Annotated in this window: 6 protein-coding genes and 3 pseudogenes; 5 read left to right on the plus strand and 4 right to left on the minus strand. The window is 62.3% G+C overall.

Features of this window, described 5'->3' with window-relative positions; translation table 11 throughout:
• Both D588_RS23860 and D588_RS0103010 read right to left on the minus strand, forming a co-directional pair.
• A pseudogene (locus D588_RS23860) lies at window positions 1-218 on the minus strand (Type IV secretion system protein virB6); the annotation flags it as partial.
• A gap of 48 nt (window positions 219-266) precedes the next feature.
• Window positions 267-908, minus strand: a complete 642-nt coding sequence (locus tag D588_RS0103010) for a hypothetical protein (RefSeq protein ID WP_026143313.1) — start codon at window positions 906-908, stop codon at window positions 267-269.
• A gap of 785 nt (window positions 909-1,693) precedes the next feature.
• On the opposite strand from D588_RS0103010, the gene D588_RS26060 reads away from it, so the two are divergent.
• Entirely contained in the window at window positions 1,694-1,951 is a 258-nt protein-coding gene (locus tag D588_RS26060; protein WP_017914920.1) for a hypothetical protein, read from the plus strand.
• Between the two features lie 344 nt (window positions 1,952-2,295).
• Here D588_RS26060 and D588_RS28125 read toward each other — a convergent pair whose 3' ends face one another.
• Together D588_RS28125 and D588_RS23870 are read right to left on the minus strand one after the other, a co-directional pair.
• Window positions 2,296-2,616: a hypothetical protein gene (locus D588_RS28125; RefSeq protein ID WP_081613465.1), complete on the minus strand. Its 321-nt coding sequence runs from the start codon at window positions 2,614-2,616 to the stop codon at window positions 2,296-2,298.
• 830 nt (window positions 2,617-3,446) lie between these two features.
• Window positions 3,447-3,816: pseudogene (locus tag D588_RS23870) on the minus strand (JAB domain-containing protein); the annotation flags it as partial.
• A gap of 191 nt (window positions 3,817-4,007) precedes the next feature.
• Here D588_RS23870 and D588_RS0103025 point away from each other — a divergent pair.
• From D588_RS0103025 to D588_RS23875, 4 genes and pseudogenes are all read left to right on the plus strand, one after another.
• On the plus strand, window positions 4,008-4,439 hold the full coding sequence (locus D588_RS0103025) for a hypothetical protein (protein WP_017914921.1): 432 nt from the start codon (window positions 4,008-4,010) through the stop codon (window positions 4,437-4,439).
• The gene (locus tag D588_RS27560; RefSeq protein ID WP_157836403.1) at window positions 4,436-4,870 is read left to right on the plus strand and encodes a hypothetical protein; all 435 of its coding nucleotides are present in this window, start codon (window positions 4,436-4,438) and stop codon (window positions 4,868-4,870) included. Before D588_RS0103025 ends, D588_RS27560 begins: the two co-directional genes overlap by 4 nt.
• The gene (locus tag D588_RS26065; protein ID WP_017914922.1) at window positions 4,816-5,553 is read left to right on the plus strand and encodes a hypothetical protein; all 738 of its coding nucleotides are present in this window, start codon (window positions 4,816-4,818) and stop codon (window positions 5,551-5,553) included. Before D588_RS27560 ends, D588_RS26065 begins: the two co-directional genes overlap by 55 nt.
• A pseudogene (locus D588_RS23875) lies at window positions 5,469-6,756 on the plus strand (hypothetical protein); the annotation flags it as partial. The gene D588_RS26065 and the pseudogene D588_RS23875, both read left to right, overlap by 85 nt.

Raw genomic sequence — 6,756 nt, forward strand, 5'->3', positions numbered from 1 at the left:
GTGGCGATGCGATAGCCCTGGATCAGCACCCAGAACATCGTCGCCGTCAGCGCAATCACACTCACCCAGTTCATCGCACGCCGCGTCAACTCCAGACCGAAGGTCGCGATCTCGTTGGTGAAGTAGTTGTTCACCAATCTGAAGAACAGGAAGTCGCCCAGGTTGGCGTCCGCCAGCGGCTGCACCCAGTGCGTCGCAGTGTCGAAAAGTCCGTTCATGCTGCCTGTCTATCCGGTGTCTGGTGATGAATGTGGGCTGCTACGCGGTCAGTTCTGCAGCGCGCCAGCCAGCACGCCGGCCTGCACGACCTGCCCCAGCAGGTCGTCCTTGTTGCCATTCAGGGCGCGCCGCGCGAGCCGCGACTGGTCGTCCTTGAGCGCCACGATGTAGGAGTCGTAAGCCTTCATCTGCGCATTCCAGTAGTCCAGGTCCATGGCATTCTGCGCCGCGAAGCGGCGGACTTCGTTATCGTTGGCGGCCAGCGCGCCTTGGCTCGACCCGATGCTGTCGCGCTGGGCCTCGATCTGTTTCTTGAACTGCTGGTTGCGCTCGATCAGTCGCTTGAGCATGCGCACGGTCTCGTTGTACTGGGCGTTCTGCGCCATCACGATGCGCGCGCACACCTTGGTCTGCTCCCCCACCGCGTCACCGCTCATGTTCGGCGCCAGGGCCTTGAACTGGTTGAGCAGTCCCGAGAGGCCGCTCTTGGCGGCGCCCGGGCAACTGTCTTCCAGGCCGTAGTCCTGGGGCCGCTCGGCGAAGTTGTCCTGCATGGTGGACTCGCCCAGTTGCAGCCGCTGGAGCTTGATGAGCTGCTGCTGGTAGTGCTCCAACTGCTTCTGGTACTGGCTGATCGTTTCCTGCCAGCGTTTCGCGGTCTCCGCGTACTCCGCCATCGCTTTGTACATCGACTCCGGATCATTGACGATCACCTGTGCGTTGGCCTGGCCGGCGCAGAGTCCACCGGCAAGCAGCAGTGCCGCGAACCACGGCGAGAGCGGGATGAGGGAGCGGCGTTGGCGAAATGCTGTATTCACGGCAGGTCTCGTCGGGTCAGAAGCAAAACCGGTGGATCGGGATCAGGAGGCAGTCCTACAGAGCGAGGACGCCAGCGGGGCGAGGCTGAGCAGAAGGGCTTGGACGGGGGCGAAGCACTGCCCGGCAGCCGCAAGAGCAATTTCTTGCTGACGACTGCGGATTTGCCCACCACCTGGGCTGAGGGATCGATGCAGGTTCTGGTCCTGCTGCGGCCATGGTCCTTATGCGCAGTTGGGGCAGGTTGGGGCAAACTCTGACATAGGTGTGGTTGAATTTCCACCTCCCCTCATTCAGGCGGGCGTGGCCGGCTTCGCCGAACGCCTTCCATGCGTGGCCCTACAGCGGGCTGTAGGAAAAGTCTGACCCCTCAACGCGGTAGTTTCCGACCACGCTTGCGCAGTCCGCTTGTCAACACCCGCCTGATGGGGATCACGCCCCTTGGCCGAGCCTGAGATGCAGACGCCCACCCCCAGGGGGAAGGACACGTGATGCGTCACCACCACATTGCAATCAAGCTGGCCGCCGCACTGACGCTGCTCACGGGCAGCGCGTCGGCGCGCTGCCCGGATATCGGCCATATCCTTGGCTCGGCGAGTACCGGCTTGGGTCGAGGTACCCACAGGCTCGCGATCTATCCCAGCTCAGTACCGCGCGGGTGTATGTCTTTCAGCAGGAGGGCATCAGCTATCTGCAAATCAACGACCCGACCGACCAAGCGCACACCGCCATAGGCTGGGTCGAGAACACGCGCCGGGTCCTGCCCATCGGTGCCGATGCCGACCGCACGGTGATTCTGCCAGTCGCCTCACCGACACCGGCAGATACCCTTCTGGCCTACGAAGCAGACGATGTGACCGTCCGCCTACAAAACACCTCTGGCGGCGACACCTGGCTCATCGTGCCCAAAAAGTGACAAGGATCACTACCGACCGGCTCTGCCCGGCGACAGCCCACCATCCGTCTTCTCGGCCGCCTGCACCAGCGATACAACACGTGCTTGGACCCGGGACGCGACTTCCTCCACCGTGAAGCCACGCCCGATTACCTATCTCACCGCTTTGGCACGGAACTCATCCGTGTATTGGTTGCTGCCGCCCATAAACACCCCGGACATTGCCATCAATTATGGCAACTGGATGTCTACGAAAGGCTGGCCGGTCCACGAGCAGTGCGCGATGAGCATGGCGAACAGGGGCCTGGCGATATCCCCGAAAAGTCCCAGACGCAGTCGCTTTCTGGATCAGCGGGCGACACCTGTCAAAATTTGTAGCCCCACTCCCTAATGATGGCTTCCAAGATGTGTTGATTCGGTACGGTCGCGCCTGGACATGTCATCAGAAATGTCCGGCGTGCCGCCGCCGTGGCCGGCGCGTCAAACTTCGGGTCCCATATCTGGATGGCGTGGAAGGCTGCGATTGGTGCCGTACATTGCGGACTCGGAGCGCCGAACCCGGACACGCTGGCCATGCAAAGAAAGACCGAGCAAGAATCAGGCGTCTGTGCGCGAGCTGGGGCGCTGATGCCGAGGCCTAAAGCCGCAGCCAGTGCGAGAGTGGCGGAAATGGCGCGTAGTTTCATGATGAACCTCCCTGGTTGCTGAAATGACGTGCTTGTTTTCGGGCGACTTGCGATAAGCGTGGCTCAACGAGACAGCGCCGGCGCCGATTGCTGTGGCGTCGGCTGGTACAGGCAATGCGTGGTTCTCGGCATGGCGGGTGGCTTACAGTCGGTTTGTAGAAGCAGACGGCGAGGTCCGAGAAACGGGTGGAGTGCTGTACCAGCTCTTCCGCGCGAAGGTGGGGATAGCGCTTGAGCATCTGCATAGTCAGCCATGAAGGCTCAAGAGCGAGGCTCGCGCCGCATTACTTTACCGGAACTGTGCCTGACCACAACTTGAAGAAATCCACCCAAGAGGGGCCCGGGCCAAACCAAGCTACAACTATCTGAATTTTATTAATATTTCATGGCAATGCCATCGCCACCGCAGCGACTGCTGCGGCAGACGATGGCCGCCGTGAACAAAAGAGAGGCGCTGGGTTGCGGATTCATTGCTGCCCCGAGAGTGGGGCCCAGCCATGCTACCTCCATGCCTGCTGACGTTGTTACCGACATGCCAGGCAACCATCGGTCTTCGAGGTTGCGTCGCGGCTACCACGGCGTGACCTACTCCACGCCCTACGCCCCTGCAGCAGTAGACGCTGGCGGTCAGCAACCCCTGCGCCGCGTTGGTGATCTTCTTCCACCCATCCATGCAGATTCCTGCATGAGCGTCCGCCCTGGAGGACAGCGCCGGGCGCTGAGCATTGCACCGATCCCCGCTGGCAGCGTCAGCCCTATGTCGCCATCACTGCGGCGGCTGGCGTGATGCACCAGCAGGCGTAGCAAAAAGGGGTCCGAAGCCCCCAGCGTCAAAGCAAACCGCGCGCTGCGAACGACATGGCGACGGCGCCTGCGACGATGACGTGATCCAGCGTGCGAATGTCCACCAGCGCCAGCGCCTGGCGACGCCGTGAGGTCATCGCCTTATCGGCCGCGCTCGGCTCGGTGCCCTCCGCTCGGATGGTTGTGGGAAACGATGAACGCGGCCGCATTGAGCCGTAGCGCCTGCTTCACCACATCGCGCGGATGCACGTCGGCGGCGTCGACCGTGCCGTGGAGCATCTCCACGTAGTCGATCAGACGACGCTTTGTATCCAGGAACAACACCGCGAAGACTTCGTGCTCGAAGCCGGCCAACTTGGTCAGCAGGTACCCCTTCACTGCCGCCTGCGAAATGAATGACCCCCCCGGGATAGTCAGTACATCCGCACAAGTCTCCCCACCGGGCAACGTCCAGAGTCCGTGCAGGGGAAGTGCACTCTGACCCTGGTTTTACTCTCCTCCACTACAGTTGCGCCACTCCGCATCCCAGCGTAAAACTCCAGCGCGAGGGCCATGATCGTGCCTGACATCCCGAAGGAGCGCCAGACATGGACCTGCACCAGCACCCCACTTTCGACTGGCTGCAGTTTCCCGAAGGCCGCGCCCGATTCTCCGGTGGCGTACGCGGCATCGTCGACGAGCAGCGTCATGAGACGTTCGCGGTAGAGGTCGGCGACGCCGAATACTTCGGCGAGATCCAAAGAGCCTTCCTGCCCGACGGCAACGACTACAACATCGAAATCGTCTCGTTCGGCTATGGCCGCGATGGCGACGTCGGCATGCACCTGCCGGGAACCTGTCGCGTCTTCAGTATCCCGGAAGTCGGCAGGATTCAGACGCTGGCAGTGCGCTTGATCGAAGCAGGTATGCAGTTCAACGACCGTCCATCGCTCCTGACCGAGTATCCCAATGCGCACTTCATGGGCAATGTTCTTTTCAGGGATGGCTGGATCCTGACCGATGCGGAGCGTGCGTCATGAGCGACGACTACGCCAAGCAAATCGATCAGATAAAGCGCGCGACGTCGCTTGATGAAATTCAGGCCCTGGCGCGCCAGTATTCGGCCAAAGCCTCCGGCGATGGCGGCATCCTCTACAGCCGGGATATCGGCAATGTATCGTCCAAAACGATCGCCCTCGAACTGGCGGGCAAGACCGGCGAACCGATCATCAACAGCACCCCCAGGGCGCAGTTCCTTGGCAATAAACAGGTCGAAGCAGCCGTGCGGTCCACTGCCGAACGCATCTTCGTCTCTCAGGGACAAAGCCTGGCCGACGCGGAAAAAGCTGCTGGCCATTTCCTCTATGGCGACGCCAAGGCTGCTGCGCGAAGCGCTACCTCCCTCGAAGGTTGCCTATGGGTGAAGCATCGCAGGAGTTCGCTGCCTCGCTGCGGGGCGACATCAAGCTGATCGCAACCAATGCCAACGTGGAGCGCGTCTTCGGCAAGGTGGAATTGCCGACGGTGCTGGACAATCCCAACGTCAAGACATTGGGCGGGCAGCCGATCGCTGCGCTGAAGCCCATATACGCGCGCCAGGGCGCTACCGATGTGCTGCCCATGGTGCAGGCGCAGTTCATTGAAGCCGCGCCCAAGGGCATCTTCGTCGCACCCGATGGCGCCGGACCGAAAGTCACGAAGGTCGCGATTTCGCGAGAAGCAGCCGCTACGCTTGGGGCAGATGCTGCCAAGTTCCCGGCCGCTGCCGAACTCAGCGCCGCCGGTCTGGCCCGCGCACCGTGGGGACTCGGGGCAGCTCCCGCGGCCTCAGTCGGAGAGGCCGCCGTTGCCGCAGAGGCGGTCGGCGCCTCTCGCGGTCTTTCGCCAGGCGTGCTATCGAAAGGTGCGACCGCGGTCGCAGTTGCAGCAGTGGCCTACGACTTCGCTACCACTGGCCATCAGGTGGTGAAGCTGGAAGCGCAGGGCAACACCATAGGCGCCGAGTCGGCCAAGACCCATTTCATCGGTCGCAATGTCGGTGGCATTGGGGGGGCATCGCACTGGGTTTCGTGGCAGGTGCCGGATATGGCCTGGCGGGCGGCGCGGCGACTGGTCCAGGCGCACTTGTCACCTCCGGCGTCGGCGGCGTCGTAGGAGGCATCGGTGGCGCGTTTCTTGGGGAAAAATGGGCGCAGCAAAAGGACCTCGAACGTGTTTTCACGCAACAGGATCGAGACGGGAACACGTGGAGCCGCGACCCAAAAGATCCGAAAGGCACGTGGACGCGCGTCGCCGAAGCGCAACAGATCACTGCGGAAACCCAGCTCGGCGCAGGCCGCACGACACCGACCTACGGCAAGGTTCGCTATGTCGCTGGAGACATGCTGGCGAACGAACTGAACTACAAGTCCGCCAACGCGTCCTATGAACTGGGGCTGGCAAATCTGTTCGCCGCGCAGAATCCCTACTCCATTGCACCTGGCAAGGGCGACACGCGCAGCGCGGATGGCGAAGGAAACTGGGTGCGCGACGCCCACAACCATGCGTGGTCGCGTACCGTGGTCGATCAGTACCTTGAGCATGGCATGACGGCCAGCCATGTGGAGACGGCCTCTCCGCAGCGAGCCGCTGAGCTGGATCACGCAGCGAAGCTGATCATCGCGCAGAATGCCGCCAATACGCCTGCCGCGATCGCGGGCCGGTACCAGATCGCGTATAACCAGTTCGGCTGGAACCGGCATGGGGAAGTGCCTGTCGCCGTCCAAAATGCGAGTACCCAGACCGAATCGCTCGCCGCCTCCGACGGCCATACGTATACGCGCAACGCGAACGGTGAATGGATGACACCGGGGATGATCTACGGCACCAATCAGGCCAGCGGCAATGTGCGCGACGAATTGAACGAGGTGTATCGGAGCCAGCAAGCCGGATTGCAGCAATACGCGGTCCTGGCAAACGAGGCCCTTGCGCATCCGACGCTACCGCAACCGACCCCGATGCGTGGCCTGGTGGCGCATGCCTACGCCAACGCTGGGATTGCGCGTACCGAGGCCGACATTGATGCAGCCACCGCGGCAGTCGCTCGCACGCACGCACAGGCCGGACTCGACAGAGATGGGCGTCCCTACTCCCTCACGCTGCAACCCGATCAGAGCACAGGACGGCCAGGGCCGAACAGCGCCATCGTCACGATGATGGACGATGGTCAGAAAGGACTCTTTTCCAATAGCAGAATGGTGCCGAAGGCCGTCACCACTGCGGAAGAAATCAAGCACGCGGCACAGCCGACCCAGAGCGAACGCTCGACGCCGGTCGGTCCCGCTAGGCTGTATCGACATTCAGCGGTATTTTTTTGGG

This window comes from Xanthomonas sp. SHU 308, assembly GCF_000364645.1.
Taxonomy (GTDB): domain Bacteria; phylum Pseudomonadota; class Gammaproteobacteria; order Xanthomonadales; family Xanthomonadaceae; genus Xanthomonas_A; species Xanthomonas_A sontii.

Coding starts and splice junctions, on each gene's coding strand:
- D588_RS0103010 (WP_026143313.1), bottom strand. CDS start 908: ATGTACAAAGCGATGGCGGAGTACGCGGAGACCGCGAAACGCTGGCAG.
- D588_RS28125 (WP_081613465.1), bottom strand. CDS start 2,616: ATGAAACTACGCGCCATTTCCGCCACTCTCGCACTGGCTGCGGCTTTA.
- D588_RS0103025 (WP_017914921.1), top strand. CDS start 4,008: ATGGACCTGCACCAGCACCCCACTTTCGACTGGCTGCAGTTTCCCGAA.
- D588_RS27560 (WP_157836403.1), top strand. CDS start 4,436: ATGAGCGACGACTACGCCAAGCAAATCGATCAGATAAAGCGCGCGACG.
- D588_RS26065 (WP_017914922.1), top strand. CDS start 4,816: ATGGGTGAAGCATCGCAGGAGTTCGCTGCCTCGCTGCGGGGCGACATC.